This is a genomic window from Bythopirellula superficialaquae (genome assembly GCF_059632245.1).
Map to the genome: position 1 here is coordinate 168,700 of NZ_CP197426.1, position 18,082 is coordinate 186,781.

An 18,082-nucleotide genomic window follows, 5' to 3' on the forward strand; every position below is an offset into this window, starting at 1 on the left:
GCGTGTGCGCGGGGCCGCTAAGCCGCAAGCGGCTATTGGTCGGTGCAATGGGAGAGGGCGACGACGGCTAGCGCTGTGGCTAGTAGCGGATCGTCTTCTTTCATGAGGGGGCTCTCGGCATTCGCGAAGCTGCCGTCGGGGTGCTCGAGGGCGGCGACCTTTTTGGCGAGGGCCCGCTTCTCTGCGGTGGGGAAGTCGAGTGCAGCGTACACTTCGGCACGGACGGCGAAGTGATAGTACTTGAGGGCATCGCCCCAAGGTTCGGGATATTCGGTCGGAATCCCTTGGGGGTAGTCAAGATTGGTGTGTTGTTTAAGCCACTGCACCGCGGTAGTCACACGCTCGTCGTCCTTGGGAACTCCCGCCGCTAAGAGCGCGAGGATTCCATCACACGTGGCCGTGGCATAGCTCCGCCAGTAGTTGCCATCTTTATCGAGACGGCCTTTGTTCGCTTGTAACACGACGGGGGAGAAATAGAATCCGCCGTCGAAGGGAATTTTTTGCGGTCGTTCGACGTCTTCGGGGACAGGTTGCACATTGTGTGTGTCAGGTCGCTTTTGTACGACGGCGAGGAAACGCTGTGTTTTTGCACGAACATCACCGCCGTTGTTGGTAAAATGAACACCAAGTGCGAAGGCAGCGTCGATCGCCCTTCGTGTATGTGCCAAATCCATGTGTCCTGGGTCGCCGGGCTGCTGAGCCTTATCGAACCCCCAGCCACCATAGGCAGGCATTTCTGTGGTGAAGCCGCTTTTCTCGTCGAACTGAGAGGAGATCAGAAAACGGTTCAACCTAATCAAAATTTTTGATGCCTTTAGACGATGCTCCGCACTCGCTTCCTGATCAAGCTTGCGAAGACGATCAATGGCCAAGATGGCGTAGGCCGTACTGTAAACGGGGTACTCCAAAATATCGGGATCAGCCTTGCCGATCGCCCCATCGTCATCGAGTTGCGAGACAATGAACGCGATCGCTTTTTTGGTTTTTTCGATTTCTGTGGGTGTGAGCGAATCGGTACTGGCTAGCAAAGTGTGCAGCACAAACGGCGTGAGCGCTTGGCCAGAACGCATGACGGCATACTGTTCGCTTCGCCAGGAACCGTCGTCATGCTGTTGGCTCCAGAGATATTCTTTGGCCTTGGCGAGTGCTTCGGCGGGAGTTCGTTGCTCGGCGGCATAGGACGGCACTCCGCAAAGGATCAGCACTAGAATGAAAATGATGCGATACATGTGGTGATGATTTCGAGTGAGATAACGCCCAGGGATTGCAATCCCTGGGCGTTGGTTAATGCTATTATTTACTTCGCGGTGGCCAGTTGCTCGGCATTCGTGCGTTTGGCCATCGCGTTGAGAAACTCGGCATCGTTTTCGGCGGTTAGGCACTGCACCGCGGCCGCCGTGCAAAACACGGGGCTCGTGATGCAATGATGGCCGCTCCAGCTGCCATCGCCATTTTGCACTTTTTCGAGCCGCTCGGCCATCTTGCCGTTCCAATCGTTGAACTTCTTGCCGCCGGCGATCACGAGCGTTTCACTGGTCATCATGTAGCTGAGATATTCTTCGCCGCCGTTGTTGCCGAAGCCAGCCAGTAATTTTTCGTCGTCGAGGCGAGCAATCTGGGCCAAGTTTTGCTGAGCGGCAGCAGCCAACTTGCGAGCGGCTTTGTCGCCCACGCCGGCGATCTTGAGCGAATCTTCGCTCATCGCAGCCGTCGCTGGCAGTCGGCCTTCTTCTTTGGCAAGTTCAAAACGATCTTCCGCTTCCTTGGCGTCAGCGGCGTTTGCGCGGAACGAACCATTGAACGAATACAATTCCACTCCTGCAGCTGAGGTTGCACTTACACGACCTGAAGCTTGATCGAAGTTCCCTTTTTGATAGTCGCGGGCTTTGTCGAGAATCGCCTTATCAACTTTATTGCCGTTGGCAGCGGCGATTTCCAAAGCGGAGCAGGACAACGAGGATTGCAACACCGGTGCCCAGCCACCCCCTTGGCTCCAACTGCCATCGGCTTGCTGCGAGAGTTGCAACTTAACAAGGCACTTATCAATCGCGGCGTTCACCCGTTTGTGCAAAACTTCGTCCTCTTTCACGAGTGGCAAAATGCGCGACAGATATTGCGACGTCATAGCTGTATCGACGTAGCGGCCCAACTTGGCTTGTGGCTGAGTCCCTTCGATGTTGGTGATCAGCGGGCCTTCGGTCGGCGCTTGCTCGACGGTGGTGAGCAGATATTCCAAACCTTTCTTGATTTGCGATTGGTATTCACCAGCAAAGGGCGTGTGGCCGGCACGCATGAGTGAAAGCAGAGTGAAGGCTGTCGTGGCGGGATCGGTCTGTACGGCCTGGGGATCACGAACGCCTTGTTGCGCGTGCGATCCGCCACCCCAACCACCGTCCGTGTGCTGCGCGGCGATCAACCAAGTGATTCCCTTTTTCACGAATTCGGGGAATGCTCCGGGTGCGATAGGTTGTGGGGCCGGTTCTGGCTTTTTAACAACGGTGAATTGTTCGAGAACTTGCCGTGTTGCAGCTTGTTCAGGATTGGCGGAAATCGGCTCCGCTGTGAGGAGTTTGGAGAGACTCACAGTCGCTAGCAGTGTGAGCGCAAGGCAAGACAATCGGCGCGAAGTCATGGTTTGACTCCTTGTGAGGGGGCATGGGAGGGATAAGGGCCGCGGTAAATCGGCCTGCCAGAGCCTTCGACGCCAGGGGCGGGGAAAGAGTTCCCAAGAATTTATTGCGAGCGCCGACGGCGTCCTTTGGGGGCGAACATCGCTTGCACGGCGATGACCCCTTCGATCAAACGGTCGACATCTTCGGGGCGGTTGTAAAGGTAGAAGCTCGCCCGGGTGCTGGCGGAAATTCCTAGCGAGTTATGCAAGGGCTGGGTGCAATGATGCCCCGCGCGCACGGCCACGCCGAAGCGGTCGTTGAGCACTTGCGCGAATTCATGGGCATGAACCCGCTCGAAGGCAAAGCTGATCAGTCCCGCTCGGAATTCCGGCGGTGGGCCCAGGATGTGTAGGCCTTCGATTTGATTGAGCTGCTCGTAAGCGTATTGCGTGAGCACGTCCTCGTGGCGATGAATCGCGTCGAGACCGATGTTCTCCAGGTATTCAATCGCCGCCGACATCGCAATCGCTGGAGCGATTGGGGGAGTGCCCGCTTCAAACTTGGCGGGCAGCTCGGCGGGAGTAAAGCTATCGAGCCGCACTTCGTTGATCATGCTGCCCCCCCCGAGGAACGGCGGCATTGCGTCCAGCAGTTTTTCCTTGCCGTACAAAATGCCCACCCCTGACGGGCCAAGCATTTTGTGTCCGCTGAAGGCCAGGAAATCGACGTCGAGCTTGGTCACATCGGTGTGTAGATGCGGCACGCTTTGCGCGGCGTCGACCAACACCAATGCACCCACGGCATGAGCGGCGGTCACGATTTCGGCAATCGGATTGATCGTGCCCAGTGTATTGGAGACGCTCGCCACGGCCACGAGCTTGGTTCGCTCGCTGAGCAGTTTTTTGAACTCCTCCATGTTGAGTCGACCATCGAGGGTGAGCGGCACGTGTCGCATCACCGCGCCCGTCTTGGCAGCGACTTGCTGCCACGGAACGAGATTGGAATGATGCTCCATCACCGTGCTAATAATCTCATCGCCGGGCTTTAAGTTGGCTTCGCCCCAACTTCGTGCCACGAGATTGATCGATCCCGTGGTGCCTTGCGTGAAAATGATTTCACGGGCGTTGGTGGCTCCGATAAATGCCGCGACTTTCTCGCGGGCTTGTTCGTATTGTTCGGTGCTGCGTTCGCTGAGTGTGTGAATCCCGCGATGAACGTTGGCATAGTCGTGCTCATAGATGCGCGTGATCGCGTCAATCACTTGCCGGGGGCGCTGAGTACTGGCAGCGTTGTCGAGAAACACGAGCGGGTGGCCGTCGAGCACGTCGCTGGTGAGGATCGGAAAGTCTTCGCGCAAGGAAGCCGGCAGCAAAGCCGCTTCGTCGAGTGTGGCGAGATTGCTCATGATTGGCCCGAACTTTCCACCGGCGAATGCACGGCCGATTGCAGAACCTTCCACGAAAGCAAGCAGCACTTCTGGCGGTTGGGCGTGAGCCGTGGGCCGTAGAGTTCCAGCATGTCCTCAGCGGAAAAGTCTTTGATCTCGTCGACCGTTTTGCCTTGCAGCATTTCGAGCAGCATCGAAGCCGAAGCCTGGCTGATCACGCAGCCTTCGCCATTGAAATACGCGTCGACGATCTTACCTGCATCATCGAGTTCGAGCTCGATCCGCACGACATCGCCGCATAACGGGTTCTTGTCCTGGTGGGCATGGGTGGCCGTCGGGAGCGTTCCCCGATGAAAGGGGTCTTCGTAGTGATCGAGGATGTGATCCTGGTAAAGTTCTTCTTCGGAGGGCATGGGGAAATGTCAGATATATGATGTGAGATGGCAGATGTCAGAGACACATTATACGCAATTTGCGTTCGTTTTTCTTACATTTGGATGATCACATCCAGCATTTCACATTGACCCAACTACCATGGCTTATCCCGCAGGATTTCGCGGGCGGCGTTGCGGCCGCAGGCTCCCATGACGCCGCCGCCGGGATGGCTCGCCGCACCGCATAAATAGAGCCCCGGTACGGGCGTGCGGTGATCGGCCCAGCCTGCCACGGGGCGGAAGCAATAAAGCTGATGCAGCGGCATGGCCCCCTGCATGATGTTGCCCCCGGTGATGCCGAAGGTCCGCTCCAAATCGAGCGGACTCAAAAATTGGCGATGCTCGATGGCATTGGGGATATTAGGGGCATATTGAGCCAGCACTTCGACGCAGCGATCCGCGAACGATTCCTTGATTTCGTCCCAATTTCCCGAAGCCAGTTTGTACGGCGCGTACTGCACGAAGATCGACAGGATATGTTTGCCCGGCGGGGCGATCGTAGAGTCGACACTTGTGGCCATCGTGCATTCGAGAATGGGATTCTCGCTCGGTTTGCCATACTTGGCGTCGTCGTAGGCACGTTCCAAATAATCGAGCGACGGACCAATGTGCATCGTGCCGTGATGATGCGGGCCAACTCCCTCGCCGGGGACGCACGTGAATTTCGGTGGCTCGCTAAGTGCAAGATTCAACTTCGCCGACGCTGACGAGTAATCGATGCGTGCAACCGCTTCGCGAAACTCAGCGGGCAAGACTTCAGGGGAAAGAAGTCGTTCAAAAGTGAGATGGGCGTCAACGCTCGAAGCCACGACCCGCGCTTCCAATTGCGAACCGTCTTCAAGCCCCACACCACTTGTGCCATGCTTGTCGGTGTGAATCGCATGTACGGGCGCTTCGCGGCGTATTTCCACGCCGAGATCGACACACGCTTTTTCCAGAGCATCCGACAAACCCCCCATGCCTCCTTGCACGTAGCCCCACACGCCGCGCGAGCCGCCAGCTTCGCCCATCACGTGATGCAGCAGTACATAGGCACTGCCGGGCGAACTGATAGAAGCGAACGCGCCGATGATGGCATCAGTTGCCAACGTCGCGCGCAGCACGTCGGATTCAAACCAACGTTCTAAGATTGGCCGTGCAGCGCCGGTGAGTAGTTCCACGGCTTCGGGCAAATCCGCCCCGAGGGCTTTTGTGGCGCTCAGCAAATTAAGAATCTTCTTGCCATCGCGGAGCTTTTTCCCCATGCCGATCTTCCGCCAGTCTGATGGCAAGGGGAGGGGGTCGGGGGCGGCTTCGCTCAGCACGGGTTCTAACGTTGCAGCCACCCGTTCCAGTAAGGCTTCGTAGCGTGGATAGGCCGCGGCATCGCGCATGCTGAACTTGCCGATTTCGCGCTGATTGAGCGCGGGGTCGGGGCCCATCAACAAGCTGCGGCCATCGGGCAGGGGCGTGAATGATGATGGACTGCGCGGCAAGATCCGCAGGCCATATTCCTTGAGCGCGAGTTCCTGAATGATCTGCGTTTGAAACAGGCTGATCACATACGCGGCGGTCGAAACTTTGTAGCCGGGCCAGATCTCTTCGGTTGTGGCACACCCACCCAAGACGTGGCGGCGTTCTAAAACGCACACTTTGCGGCCAGCTTTGGCCAAGTAAGCCGCCGCGACCAAGCCATTATGTCCTCCGCCGATGATGACTACGTCGTATTTGCCGTGGTTGGCCATCGTGTTTCACTTCCTTGCCGATGTCGTTGGGCTCGAAACACGAAATTGTAGCTGAATCCGACGAATTTGCCACTTCTCTATAGGCCACTGATGAACGCGGATTTAACAGATGAGCACTGATTTTCAAGGAGGCGGCCGAGCAAGCAGGAATGGGTGAGGCCAATTCTAAATTTTTGCATTGATCGCTTTGCATTTAACATTTTCTTCTTCCCGCGAGAATCCGCCCAATCCGTGTTCGTCGGCGGCCTATTCTTCGATCTGATTAAGCTTTACCACATTTGCCTAATCTCACACGCCGAGCATCTTGGCCGTGGCGAGCCACATGAGTTCTCCTTGGGCGAAATCGATTTCGCCGTGCATGCGAACCGCGGCGATCGAGCCTTTGGCGAAACGCAAATTCGCACGGCGATCACCCACCAACGTTGCCGTGAGCCACGACACATCGGGCACGTGTCCCACCCAACAGACCGACTTCGCGTCGCAGGAGCGGGTCCACTCGGCAAGACTTTCAAAATCGCTGCCCGGCTCGAGTGCGGTTTGATCGACGATCTCGGGTTTAAGGGGTGTGTTGGCGGCAATGAGTTGAGCCGTCTGTCGGCAACGGACGAAAGGACTCGTCGCGATGATTTCGGGTGCAAAGTCCCGCTCGGCCAAGAGCGCGATCATTTTTTGATAGCGCTCGACCCCCTCGGGTTCGAGTTCGCGCTGCGAGTCATCCGGCCAACGCGGATCGCCATAGTCATAAGCCCAAGCATGCCGGGCGATGTAAATCATCTTGGTGCTCATGTGTGATTCTCCCGTCGTCAAACGTCATTCCCGCGCAGGCGGGAATCCATGTCTTCGTCTTGTCCTGGATCCCCGACTGCGCGGGGATGACATCGTGCCATCACCGCCACCGCCACAAGCAATCGTCTTCGATTTTCAACTTGCGTTGCAACGGCTCAATCGCTGCCTTGTATCGCTTCGCATCCAGCGGATAACCGGCCGTCGGGCGCAGCTCAGGAATTCGCGAACACCAAAAGTGATTGAACGCCCGCATGGCCAGCTCGCGATGATACTTGGCAGTCATCGACGCGAGCGCGACGGGGAGTTCCGTTTCTCCTTTGACGCGAAAACAAATTTCGACGCGGTTGTCGGTTGGTCCCCAAGCATAACGACTCGCGGGGCCACTTTCGGCCAGCGTGTCGATCCACTGTTCGGGAAAGTGATGCTGCAAAAGGGCCGCGTAGCGATTCCGTCCGCCATGCTTATCGCAAACGATTCGCGTGAGCCTCCCGCGTAAGTGGGGGGAGTTATCCGAGATCGAATCCATGACTTCGCGCACCAGGCCGATGGAAATATGCGAGAGTGCGGCGCCTTTGGTACCGAAGCGATTCGTGAGTTCATTGAACTCGCGGGGATACACGAGCCGCACGCGTAGATCGACGAGCTTTGTGGCCGCTAAGCCGCAAGCGGTATTGAAGCGCTGTGTGAGCTTTTCCACTTCATCATGCGTGGTATCTACCGGTAGATCGCAATCGTACTCGGCATAACACGCCAGCGCCGGCGCATGGCGCGCCATCAAACAACTCCATTTAGCCGGCAGCGTCCCGCTGCCGTGTGTGGATGAACACGTTCGCCAGCCCACCAGTACCCCACGTTCGAGTTGCCTTAATCCCAGCCCTGGTTTATAGAGTTGCTTGGAATCGGCAATCGCCAGTTTGCGTTCCGATGCCGCGCGGGAAACGATCTTCGAGAGTCGTTTGTAGAGACATGTGTTGGTCGGCCGCTGCCTGCCGGCTGCGGCTAGCACGGCGATATTTGAATCCGCCCTCCGCCCTCCGCCTTCTCCCTTTTCTTCATCCACCCACCACGCGCTGGCCGCGACCGCGAGCGGCCCGAGATTGGGTCCGTAACCAGCTTCGTCGATACCGATCATCCACGCCATAAGGGGCAGTATATCGGCGATTGATCATTCCGGCGAGCGTCCGCAAGTTAGCCGCGAGGCCAAGCGCGTCGGCGACGAGCGCTCTGGCCAACCCCGTGAGTCAGCGACGGAACAAACCACGAATCGACACGAATAGCACGAATAAATCCATTCTGGGCATTCGCAAGATTCGGGGTTCAAAACATTCCACCACCACCACCACCACCCATACCGCCACCCATGCCCATGGGGTTTTGCTGGGCCTCTAGATCTTCGGCTTTCTGTGCGGCTTCGTCCAATTGCCGGCGACGCTCTGCAGTAATTTCGTCTCCAAGATTCTCAATGAGGAGTTCGACGGATTGCGCTCCTAGCTTCGATCTGGTTAGCAATGTTGCCGGAAGTAACTCGACATTACCATCGATGAGCAGTTGGGTTAGCTTGTCCACAACTTCGGGTTGACGCTTTTGCATGTCGGCGTTGTTGTTGAAGTGACTACTTAACAAACCCAATGCTTCGATTGCGTGGGCATGATCCTCTTTGCGAGTTGGGTCATCGATCACCTTGAGAAACAATTCCATAAAAGGGACGCCCTGCGCGGGGTTGAAACCGCGACGGAACTGGCCCCATGCGGCATTGCGAATCTGATCGTTCTTGTGAATAAACAACTCGGCCTGCTCGGGAAACAGGTCGAGTCGAGTGAAATTCAAGTTGCTGATCAGGGCGGGAATCATCTTGGGGTCATCACCGGTCAAAACTTCACGCACCATCGTCATGGACTCGGCATCGTCGGCAATGTCCTGCTGAGACGCCAAGCCGGCAATGGCACCGGCCCGCGCATAAACTGATAAGCTGGGATCCCGGGCTAACTGCTTGAGGTAAGGGGCAACATTCTTACCCCGGGCATCTTCAAGCACCCACTCGGCGAACGAACTCCATTTTGCAGGATCCGCTTTCAGCCGTTCCATGAGTTGCGGCAACCAGTACTGTCCCTCAATGCCTTCGACACCAGCCAGAACTTGCGTGATCGCCTGTTTGAGGTCTTGAGCAGAGCTGCCTTCAAAGTTCCCGAAGTCAAATTCCGCCGCCACCTCAAGAATCGCTTCGGACGCCTCCTTACCACGCCCCGCCCGACCGAACGCCGCGAGGGCTTTGATGCATTCGACGCGCCTTTCGGTTTTGAGTTCGGTGGTCCAGAGATCACGCCAATCGTCGAAAGTTTTGCCGTCGTAGAGAAGGGGAGTTGCGCTCGTGTTGTCGGTAGTTAATCTGGGCTCTTGTGCTTTGGTTTCTCCGCGCATGGTCCGCCAGGCATCGAGATCGACCTGAATGCGGCCGGTGACCAATTCATCTGGTCCCGTTGGAGGCGCACCTGCGAAGCCACCACCACGGCCACTAGTTCGTGCACGTCGTAAGACATAGAACTTCAGAGGAGAGAGTTGATCGAGGTCGTCGCGTTGAAGAATCTCTTGCACTTGATCGAGCGATTCCGTCGGCCAGACGTGCAGGCCCACCAAAAGGTCGCCAGGAGCTAAGGGGCCACCAAACCCCCCATCGCTTCCTCTATTCACTATCAGACCACCTTTGTATCCCTTGGCTTTCACGCGCTCGAGATCTTCCTCACTGAGTTTTTCCAACTCCACGCCGAGCAACTTGTAAGCAAAGTCCGCCGCGCGTTGTTCTTCGAGGGTTGGGAAGAGGGACGCATGTTTGGCCATTCGATCGAAAAGAGGACGAAACCATTTGTCGTTGGCCTGTTGGGGTGCTTCAATTGAGATTACTTTTCCTTCCTCCAGCCATTTCCACTGAAAGCTTGCACGTGGGCCATAGGGATCACTCTGGAGGCCCTTAAACGCAGCTTCCACCTCGCTGGCGTAACCCGCGGGAACCGCATATTCCACGCGTTGCGGGGGATTAGAATTGCTTGCCTTGAACCAGCTTTGCATAGTCCCGACATCATTAAAGTTCTCCGGTTCCTCCATGGTTAAATCCGCTGTGTTCTCCGGGCGCTCACGCTTACGGTTCGCCGGATTCGTGGTTTCTTCCGCCGAGCGCTCGTTGCCGACGCGCTCTGCCTCGCGGCTAACTTGTTCACTCTCCCCCCGCTCACGCGGGAGGCTCGCCTCTTCGGCTTCGCTGGCGGGGAGCGCGAACGCGAGGAGCACTGTCGCTAGTACGATGCCGACGCCGAGCGTGAGTCCTTTGCGTGAGATCAGCATCGGTTCGTCTTCGATCTTGAGAATCCGCCGGATGCGCGACGCGATGGGATGTTGTGCCATGGCCACTGAAGTGGCCAGGCCAGGCGTATGCGAGGCGAGAGTTAATAATAATTCCGCATACGCTTGCGGTTTCGCGGTCTGACTGACCACGATCGCGTCGCAGCAATCCTCGCGGTCGCGGCGAACCCAGTTGCTCATGATCCACGTGGCGGGATGAAAGAAGAGCAGCGACTCGACCATCCGCTGCACGAGATTCACGCCATTGTCCCACCGACGCACGTGGGCCAGTTCGTGCAGCAGCACCATTTCCAGTTCCTCGGTGGTCCAGCCGGTGAGCGCCGCGGGGGGTAGCAGGATGAGCGGTTTGACAATGCCAATTAACAGGGGTGAACTTACAGAATGACAAATCGCGATTCCCACGTGCCGCGCGATCGCGAGTTGAGTTCGCACACGTTCGCACGCTGCGAGAATCGGACCGTCGGTGAGTGTCTGACAAGATTTGCGCAGGCGTTCGGCCCCGATCAATCCCGTGGCGAGCAACAAAAATGTCAGCGGCGTACCAACGAGCCAGAGCCAAGGAAGATAAGAAACAATTGCATTCAAAATTGAATTCAACATAGCCCGGTTGTCCCAACCGGGAATTGCGGTTTCGGTGTTTTCTGAGCGCTCGTCGCCGACGCGCTCCCCCCGCTCACGCGGGAGGCTCGTCATGGAATCGGTTTGATTCTTGGTTTCAAAGTTGGGATTGAGTTCGATGAAGTTCGTGGTTTCATCCAAACCTGGCCGGGACGACCGGGTTATATCACGCGGGAGGCTCGTTGTGAGATAACCTGCGATGGCGATTGGCAGCAAGGCGAGCACTGCGAAACCGGCAAGCGACGTAGCGTAACGCACTTGAGAGTTTGCTCGCTTAATTACAATTCTCACCGCCGCGCTTACGATGAGTACGACAGTTCCTGATGCCAGGAACCAGAGCATCGTCCAGCCGACCAGCGGCCACGCTTGTTGCCATGTTGCCGCGAGGCAGAGAAAAGAAGCATTCATCGCACGGCCCTTTGTGAATTTTGTCATTCCCTGGCGAGTTTCGCGAGTCCAGGGAATCCAGGCTGTTGATGGCGCTCTGGATTCCTGGCCGTCGTAGAACTCCACCAGGAATGACGGACGTGAGTCATTGGATAGCTATTTGGTTTTCTGTTCGATCAGTTGTTTCAATTCCGCCAACTGCTTTCCCGTGAGTTGGCCCCCTTCGACGAGGTGCGCGGCCAGACGATGGGCCGAGCCGTCGAAAACTCCCTCGACGAGTTTGCGAACCATGCCTCGCGCCGCGGACTTTTGGGTGACGACGGCCGACCACATGGCACCCCGGCCGCTGCCGGCACGCTTCACGAGCTTTTTGTCGAGCATGACCTTGAGCATCGTGGCGACCGTGGTCGTGGCGACGTCGCGTTCGCTGCGGAGCGATTCGCAGATCGTGCTAAGCGACGACGGTCCGGCAGCCCAGAGAACCCGCAGGATTTCGAGTTCGCCGTCCGTGGGGTGGAGAGAAGCGGGCCGTGGCATGTGCAAGTTCCTTGAAAGAGTTCCACGCCCAAGGATTGCCATCCCGGGGCGTTGCTAATTCTAAAGAATTAGAATTGACGGTGTCAAGCAGAATTTTTCAAACAGCCGGAGAGCAACGCGGTCCGGGGGAGGTGTTGTGCGTAGCCAAGAAATCCCGGACCGTGTGACGGTCCGGCTAGAGGAACTCGCACTACTTAAAGATCAGTACTCGAAAGTCTTGGGGTCCAAGAGTTTGCGATGCCGCATTGGGTAAGATTCGCTGGCTGCTGACGGTCCACGCATCGCCGGCTTTCGGGGCGGTTGGGGTTAATTCTTTCCAGGGGATTGCCGCCTCGGCGGACCAATTCGAGTCATCACTGCTGGCCGCAACAAACCATTTGGGATTCCACGAGGCATCGTGCCAACAGGCATCGTGCGTCCAACCACGGTGATCGACGGCGAGCGAAAAATAGGTGGTGTAATCGCGGTCTACGTCTAAGAAAAGTCTCACATGATCGTGATCCGTGAGTTCGGCATCGTATGTCCTTCGTCGCTGTTCCATGGGATAAGCATGCTCTGGAGATTTCGCGCATTGCAGGGCGAGATACAAATACTCTTCATCCCAAGCCAAGCGAATCCCCGCGGAAGGTTCTTGATTGTTCGACGGCGTAAGTGCCGACGACTTTTCCCAGAAGGGTTCATCGAGCTTGCCGTCGAGTTGTGGCTTGGTGATGGTGAACCGGCAAATCACACGCTCCTTCTTGGGAGGCGGTTTACTAGGATCGGCTAGCCAACGCTCGACTTCGCCGCATGCTTGCCACGCTTCACCGGGAAAGCGAATACCTAAAGATTCCAAATAACGTTCGGCAGTGTCGGGAATGCCGCGCTTGCGCTCGGCGATGGCCCAGGGGACGCGGACTTGCGGTTCGCTATAGAGCAGCGGTCGCGTGTGAGCAATATGTTCAGCGACTTGCGCGGCACGGGTAAAACGTTGCTGGGCAACCGCACTCGATTGCGGGGCTTCTTTAGCTTCCATCAAAGCCGTGGCAGGTTGCACGTTATTTATTGCCGTCGGTAGTTCATGAGTACTGGCGAGCGAATTTGTGACTTCAGTCGTGACCGGTCGATAAGCATGTGCTGTCTCGCTGCTCGCGTAGTACTGCACCAACCACACGAGAGCCTGATCGGCGAGCGGATCGCTTGGGCAACGGCGAGTGAGCAACTCTTGGCAAGCAACCGCCAACTCCATTTGATTGTTTTGCTGAAAGTGGGTAGCTAATTCCAACAACAACGCTGCCGCGGCGCTTTCGTCGAGGTCGCCGATCATTTGTCCGACTTGACCCAGCAGCGCGGGGTTGCCGGCGCTCATGCGCATGATGCTGCCGACGTTCCGCCGTTTTTCGGCGAGCCGACGTTGCACTTGCGGATCGAACGGCGTATCCGAAGTTGCCAATGGCCGACGGCAATCACTTCCCGGTGCGATATCAAGCCCCGCGGCCAAGTCTTCGACCGATTGCATGGGCTCTCCGTCGTAGCTTGCTTTGAGCAGGAATTCCTCGGTTTCGGTAAGTGGCTCGAAATCAGATCGCAACCAACTTCTCGCAACCGTGGCCAGATCGGCGAGCGATTGCCCCGTGAGCGGAATGACTGCCGCTGATTGAACGCGATGGGTTCCGCGTTCCGTACCTGCTAACAAAGTGAACACACGCTTGACTTGCCAGGCACCGAGTGCGAGTTGCTGCGCAAGTTCGGGATGCTCGCTCTCGTCTGCGGCTTTTGTGATGGCGGTTTCAATCGATGAATCTTCTAGAGTTTCATCCGGAACGATCACCACATCAGGACGCCATAGTCGCAACTCGCGCACTAAATTGATTAGCAATTCATCTTTCGTGAGTTCTGATGAAGATCGCGTGACGGCGGTGCCGTCCAGCGCGGTGATGGCCGCTTGCAGGCGAGCTTCCGCGGCAGGATCGGTTCGTCCTGTTCGTGAGCCGGTGATGTGAACAACCGTCCGATAGCCGTCGCTGTTGGCCAATTTGGCGAGCGTGGCGAATGGAATCTGACTTTCATCACGAACGATCATTAATACCGCAGCCCGTTCACCGCCACGGCGTTGAGTCTGCCATGTCTGCCCGCCGTCGTTGGTGGCGAGAATTGTTCCCATCTCGCCGACGGCCCAGCCGTGGGTGTCGTCGACAAAGGCAACATCGCGGAGTTGTATGTGTTGGCCCGTGGCATGACCTTGCCACGTTTGGCCGGCATCGGGTGAATGCAATACGACCGTACCCGGAGTGCCGACGATCCACACATGACTGCCATGCGTGGCGATCGCTTGCCACTCGACGGCACTGGCGATATCGCTGGGCAAGACTTCGTTGGGAATCCACGTCACGCCCCCATCGCTGGTCCGCATGATCAGGCCGCCATCTCCGACCAGCCAACCCGTGCCGTTGGTTTCCAGCTTCACCGCACGGATGTTACATCTATTGCCATTGAGATTGAGCGGAATCGCATCGCCCGCCGTGATTCGCGCGGCTTGACCTGCGGAACCAACGACCACGCCGGTGTGTTGATTGAGAAAATCACCACCCCACCAGGCCGACGTTGGGCCCACAGCCAAGTTGCGCCAATTGAGTCCTCCGTCGTCGGACGCAAACACTCCGAGCGGATCGCCCCCCGAGCCACGTCCCCAGGCGACACCACGCTGCTCATCAAAAAACTTCACGCGCTCGAGTGCCGGCAAGAGAGCTAATTGTGGTTCCCAAGTTTGCCCGCCGTCGGTTGTTCGCAAGACCGTGGCTTGGCTGGTCCAGAGATAAGGTTTCGTCGTGCCCCCCACGGCCCAACCCAAATCGCGACTGGCAAACCACACGCCGTGGAGATCAACATTCACGGAAGAATTTTGAGGAAGCCAATTCCGGCCGCCATCGGTTGTGTGCCAGATCGTGCCATGATCGCCGACGGCCCAACCCTGTTCGCGATCCACGAAAGCCACATCGTGGAGTGCCGCATCTTCGATCCGTGGGGCGAGTAGTGCTTGAGCGGCGGTTTGAGTGACCAACGCGGGTGATTCGCTTTGTGCGCGAAGCTCCACATTGGGCCAGCACGCCCCCAGCACACAACACAACAGAATGGACCAACGTTCCATCTAGGCCTTCCATGGCTTCAGCGGGTTCGAGAGGCGTGGATTGTAAAGGATTTTTGGGGAATGTGTCATCCCGAGAGAGGATGTGTGTTTCACATGCCCACGAGTACGAGGGCATGCCACCCACTACGCATTTTTCAGTTTGTAGCGACTGTGCTAGCGGTACGTTTCGCGGGGTAAACATGACCTATATTTCCTTAATCCCTCCGCCGCGAGTCAGGCTCGCGCTGTCTCCCTCCTGCGAGTCTCGCCGCCATGCTCACCACTACCGGGCTTTCACCCCTCGAAGGACAACACGCCACGCCAGCGATGGAGGAAATGGTCGCTCGGGCGAAGTTGTTGTACACGCTCCCCTCGGTCGCGGCGGAAGTCCTTCAATTAACAAGCGATACGAGCGTCACCCCCCAAGCGATCAAAGAATGCATTCTGCGCGACCCCGCGCTGACGGCCAAAGTTTTGCGAGTTGTGAACAGTTCGCTGTTTGGTTTGCCGGGTGAGGTGAGTGATCTCAATCAAGCGATCGCTCTTTTGGGAATCAAACCGCTCAAGATTTTGGTGTTGGGCTTTAGTTTGCCTGACAACTTGTTTGCGAACATCGGTCGCGAACCGCTCAAATGGTATTGGACGACCACGCTCGCCCGTGCCGTAGCGGCGCGTGAAATCAGCGAACAACTTTTCGACACACCCGGCGACGAAGCCTTTCTGGCAGGGCTGCTGCAAGGCCTAGGTATTCTGGTGTTCGCCAAGCAATTGGGTGCTTCTTATGCCGTGATGCTGATTCGGGCCACCGAAACAGGGGCTGACCTCCGACAGATCGAAACCGATGCGTTTGGCTTTGATCACATCCAACTTACCGCGGCAATGCTCAAAGAATGGAACATGCCTCGGCCGCTGGTCGAAGCGATTGCCGGCCAGCATGATCCGCGCACTCTCGCCAAAGAGCATCGACTCAATAGCCCGCTCGCGCGTGTCCTGCATATGGCCAATCTCACCGGAGAGCTGGTCGGCCAGCATCGCCTCAGTGTGTTGCCCGACTTGTTGGAAGCGGGTGAAGAATATTGCGACCTCACCAAGGCCGAACTGCATGAATTGATCGTGAGCCTGCAACCCAAGGTGGGGCATCTGGCTGAAATCTTGTCGCTGGACGTTTGTCATGCCCTCGACTTTGTCGACGTACTGATCGCGGCCCACGAGCAGATGTCGGAGCTCACGGAAACAGCATTTGGTGCGCATTCAAACAAACCCACTGATGGGCTGCATACGACCGAATCATTGCTGCTCGAGGCAGTGCAATTGCGAGCAGCGATGGATAGTTTTCTCAATCGAGCGCCGAACTCACCGGAAGCTTTTCCCGCACTTCAACCCACTTCTTTGGAAAAAGCTCTTAAGCCTGTTGTCAAACGAGCTACGAACCAGCCGTGGAAGAGTCAATTCGTTCATTGGATAACGTTGATTGCAGGCACGTGCCGCACTCGTCGGCAGCCGCTGAGTGTTTTGATGCTGGAAGTCTGTGGACCCACGCTTGAACAGCAAGAAGATTTGGTGACCCCGCTGCTCGAGGCTGCCTGCCGGGCGGAGTTACCCACCAATACGCTCACAGAACGTAGTGCTTCTTTGCAAAGAACGATGGTTCTACCGACTTGCGACCGACAAGACGCCATCGATTTGGCCCACACCTTGATTCGCAATGTCGAAGCTTCGCTGGAACGGCTCATGGAAGCAGGGCACCCGGTGCAGGGGGTCGTCAGCGCGGGTGTCGCATCGGTGACGCTCCCCTCGAAGAATTTCCAGCCGTTAGATTTGCTCAGCACGGCCCTACGCTGCCTATCGGCGGCCAAGGCCAGCGAGACCAGCGTCGTAAAAAGTCTCGAAATTTACTAAGATCGGCAAGCTTTTTGCGAACTCCTGGTAGCTAGGCAGGATCGGCCCGCCCTAGGCTCAGGCAAGCGACTCCGGTAAGATTCTTCGATGGAAGCAGAGGCCCCCACGACTGAAACACAGACTCCCGCAGTTCCGCCCGCGACGGGCACTCCGCAACGGGTGGGCACTTCTCAAGAGTTTGATCGCTCGGTGCCTCCGCAACTCGACATTGAGGATTCGTTTAACGATCCGGCGGTGTCGCATCTGCCCGAGCTGACAGTTTCGGACCTGCATTTTCGTCCGCAGCGGCGCACGCTGTTGCCAATCCTGTTGTTTCTCGCCACGTGTGCGTCGACATTTTGGGTCGGCGTGACCAATTGGGAGCCGCTTGAACCACGGTTCCTCGGCACCTATGCCGCCATGGGTCGCATCATCGAAGCGAACTGGCTCAACGGCGTGCAATATATGGCCGCGGTGCTAGCGATTCTGCTGACCCACGAGATGGGCCACTTCCTGCAAACGGTGAGATACCACATCCCGGCGAGCTATCCGCTCTGCATTCCCGTGCCGTTCAATGCCATCGGCACGATGGGGGCTGTCATCGGCATGGACGGCATGCGCGCCGATCGCCGCCAGATCTTTGATATCGGCATTGCCGGACCGTTGGCGGGGCTCGTTGTGGCGATCCCCGTTTTCTGGTGGGGGATTCACGAGCTCGATCTGACGCGCCTTCCCCAGAACGGCGAGTTCCAACTCTACATGCCCCCCCTCGGCCAGTGGATGCTCAAGCTGGTCCACCAAGAAGCTCATCCCCAGTGGATCAACCGCGAGTGGATTGGCATCTCGCAGCTCAATCCCTACTTCATGGCGGGTTGGGTGGGCATGCTCATCACCGGCCTGAACATGATGCCCATCAGCCAACTCGACGGCGGGCACACGATCTACGCCCTGTTTCTCGACCGGGCTCACACGCTCGCCAAGTGGTTTGTTTGCGTGGCTATTTTTTACGTGGTGGCCAATCTCAATCAAGCGGTGATGTGGACCCCGATGCTGGTCCTGGTCATCTTCATGGGAATTCACCATCCCCCCACGGCCAACGACAAAGTCGAACTCGGCCCCATCCGCTGGGCCATCGGCCTGGCATCGCTCACAATCCCAGTGCTGTGCTTCCCGATTCAGGGATTCCGGATGTAAGTTGGGTTAACCACGAATAGCACGAATAGGCCATGATTCGTGCCTTCGACGCATAATTGTTGTCG

12 protein-coding genes are annotated in these 18,082 nt (G+C 57.2%); 2 read left to right on the forward strand and 10 right to left on the reverse strand.

Annotation, left to right across the window (positions count from 1 at the left end):
* Window positions 1-32: 32 nt before the first annotated feature.
* The 10 genes from SH678x_RS00755 to SH678x_RS00800 form a co-directional block, all read right to left on the reverse strand.
* On the reverse strand, window positions 33-1,229 hold the full coding sequence (locus SH678x_RS00755) for a prenyltransferase/squalene oxidase repeat-containing protein (RefSeq protein ID WP_496920968.1): 1,197 nt from the start codon (window positions 1,227-1,229) through the stop codon (window positions 33-35).
* Between the two features lie 68 nt (window positions 1,230-1,297).
* Window positions 1,298-2,632, reverse strand: a complete 1,335-nt coding sequence (locus SH678x_RS00760) for a prenyltransferase/squalene oxidase repeat-containing protein (RefSeq protein WP_496920969.1) — start codon at window positions 2,630-2,632, stop codon at window positions 1,298-1,300.
* A 101-nt stretch (window positions 2,633-2,733) separates the two neighbouring features.
* Window positions 2,734-4,017 carry an aminotransferase class V-fold PLP-dependent enzyme gene (locus SH678x_RS00765; RefSeq protein ID WP_496920970.1) on the reverse strand — a complete coding sequence of 428 codons (1,284 nt, stop codon included), beginning with the start codon at window positions 4,015-4,017 and terminating at the stop codon, window positions 2,734-2,736.
* Window positions 4,014-4,412 carry a Fe-S cluster assembly sulfur transfer protein SufU gene (gene sufU / locus SH678x_RS00770; protein ID WP_496920971.1) on the reverse strand — a complete coding sequence of 133 codons (399 nt, stop codon included), beginning with the start codon at window positions 4,410-4,412 and terminating at the stop codon, window positions 4,014-4,016. The genes SH678x_RS00765 and sufU overlap by 4 nt, the downstream gene beginning before the upstream one ends.
* Before the next feature lie 116 nt (window positions 4,413-4,528).
* Window positions 4,529-6,157 carry a phytoene desaturase family protein gene (locus tag SH678x_RS00775; protein ID WP_496920972.1) on the reverse strand — a complete coding sequence of 543 codons (1,629 nt, stop codon included), beginning with the start codon at window positions 6,155-6,157 and terminating at the stop codon, window positions 4,529-4,531.
* Window positions 6,158-6,445: 288 nt separating this feature from the next.
* Entirely contained in the window at window positions 6,446-6,943 is a 498-nt protein-coding gene (locus tag SH678x_RS00780) for a SixA phosphatase family protein (RefSeq protein ID WP_496920973.1), read from the reverse strand.
* A 100-nt stretch (window positions 6,944-7,043) separates the two neighbouring features.
* Entirely contained in the window at window positions 7,044-8,084 is a 1,041-nt protein-coding gene (locus SH678x_RS00785) for a hypothetical protein (protein ID WP_496920974.1), read from the reverse strand.
* Window positions 8,085-8,260: 176 nt separating this feature from the next.
* Window positions 8,261-11,323 (reverse strand): M56 family metallopeptidase, encoded by a 3,063-nt coding sequence (locus SH678x_RS00790; protein ID WP_496920975.1) that lies wholly within the window; start codon window positions 11,321-11,323, stop codon window positions 8,261-8,263.
* A gap of 135 nt (window positions 11,324-11,458) precedes the next feature.
* Window positions 11,459-11,839 carry a BlaI/MecI/CopY family transcriptional regulator gene (locus SH678x_RS00795; RefSeq protein ID WP_496920976.1) on the reverse strand — a complete coding sequence of 127 codons (381 nt, stop codon included), beginning with the start codon at window positions 11,837-11,839 and terminating at the stop codon, window positions 11,459-11,461.
* A gap of 190 nt (window positions 11,840-12,029) precedes the next feature.
* Entirely contained in the window at window positions 12,030-14,966 is a 2,937-nt protein-coding gene (locus SH678x_RS00800; RefSeq protein WP_496920977.1) for a YCF48-related protein, read from the reverse strand.
* Between the two features lie 252 nt (window positions 14,967-15,218).
* On the opposite strand from SH678x_RS00800, the gene SH678x_RS00805 reads away from it, so the two are divergent.
* A complete protein-coding gene (locus tag SH678x_RS00805; RefSeq protein ID WP_496920978.1) occupies window positions 15,219-16,844 on the forward strand; it encodes an HDOD domain-containing protein in 1,626 nt (541 codons plus the stop codon).
* 87 nt (window positions 16,845-16,931) lie between these two features.
* Window positions 16,932-18,017: a site-2 protease family protein gene (locus SH678x_RS00810; RefSeq protein WP_496920979.1), complete on the forward strand. Its 1,086-nt coding sequence runs from the start codon at window positions 16,932-16,934 to the stop codon at window positions 18,015-18,017.
* Window positions 18,018-18,082: the final 65 nt, after the last annotated feature.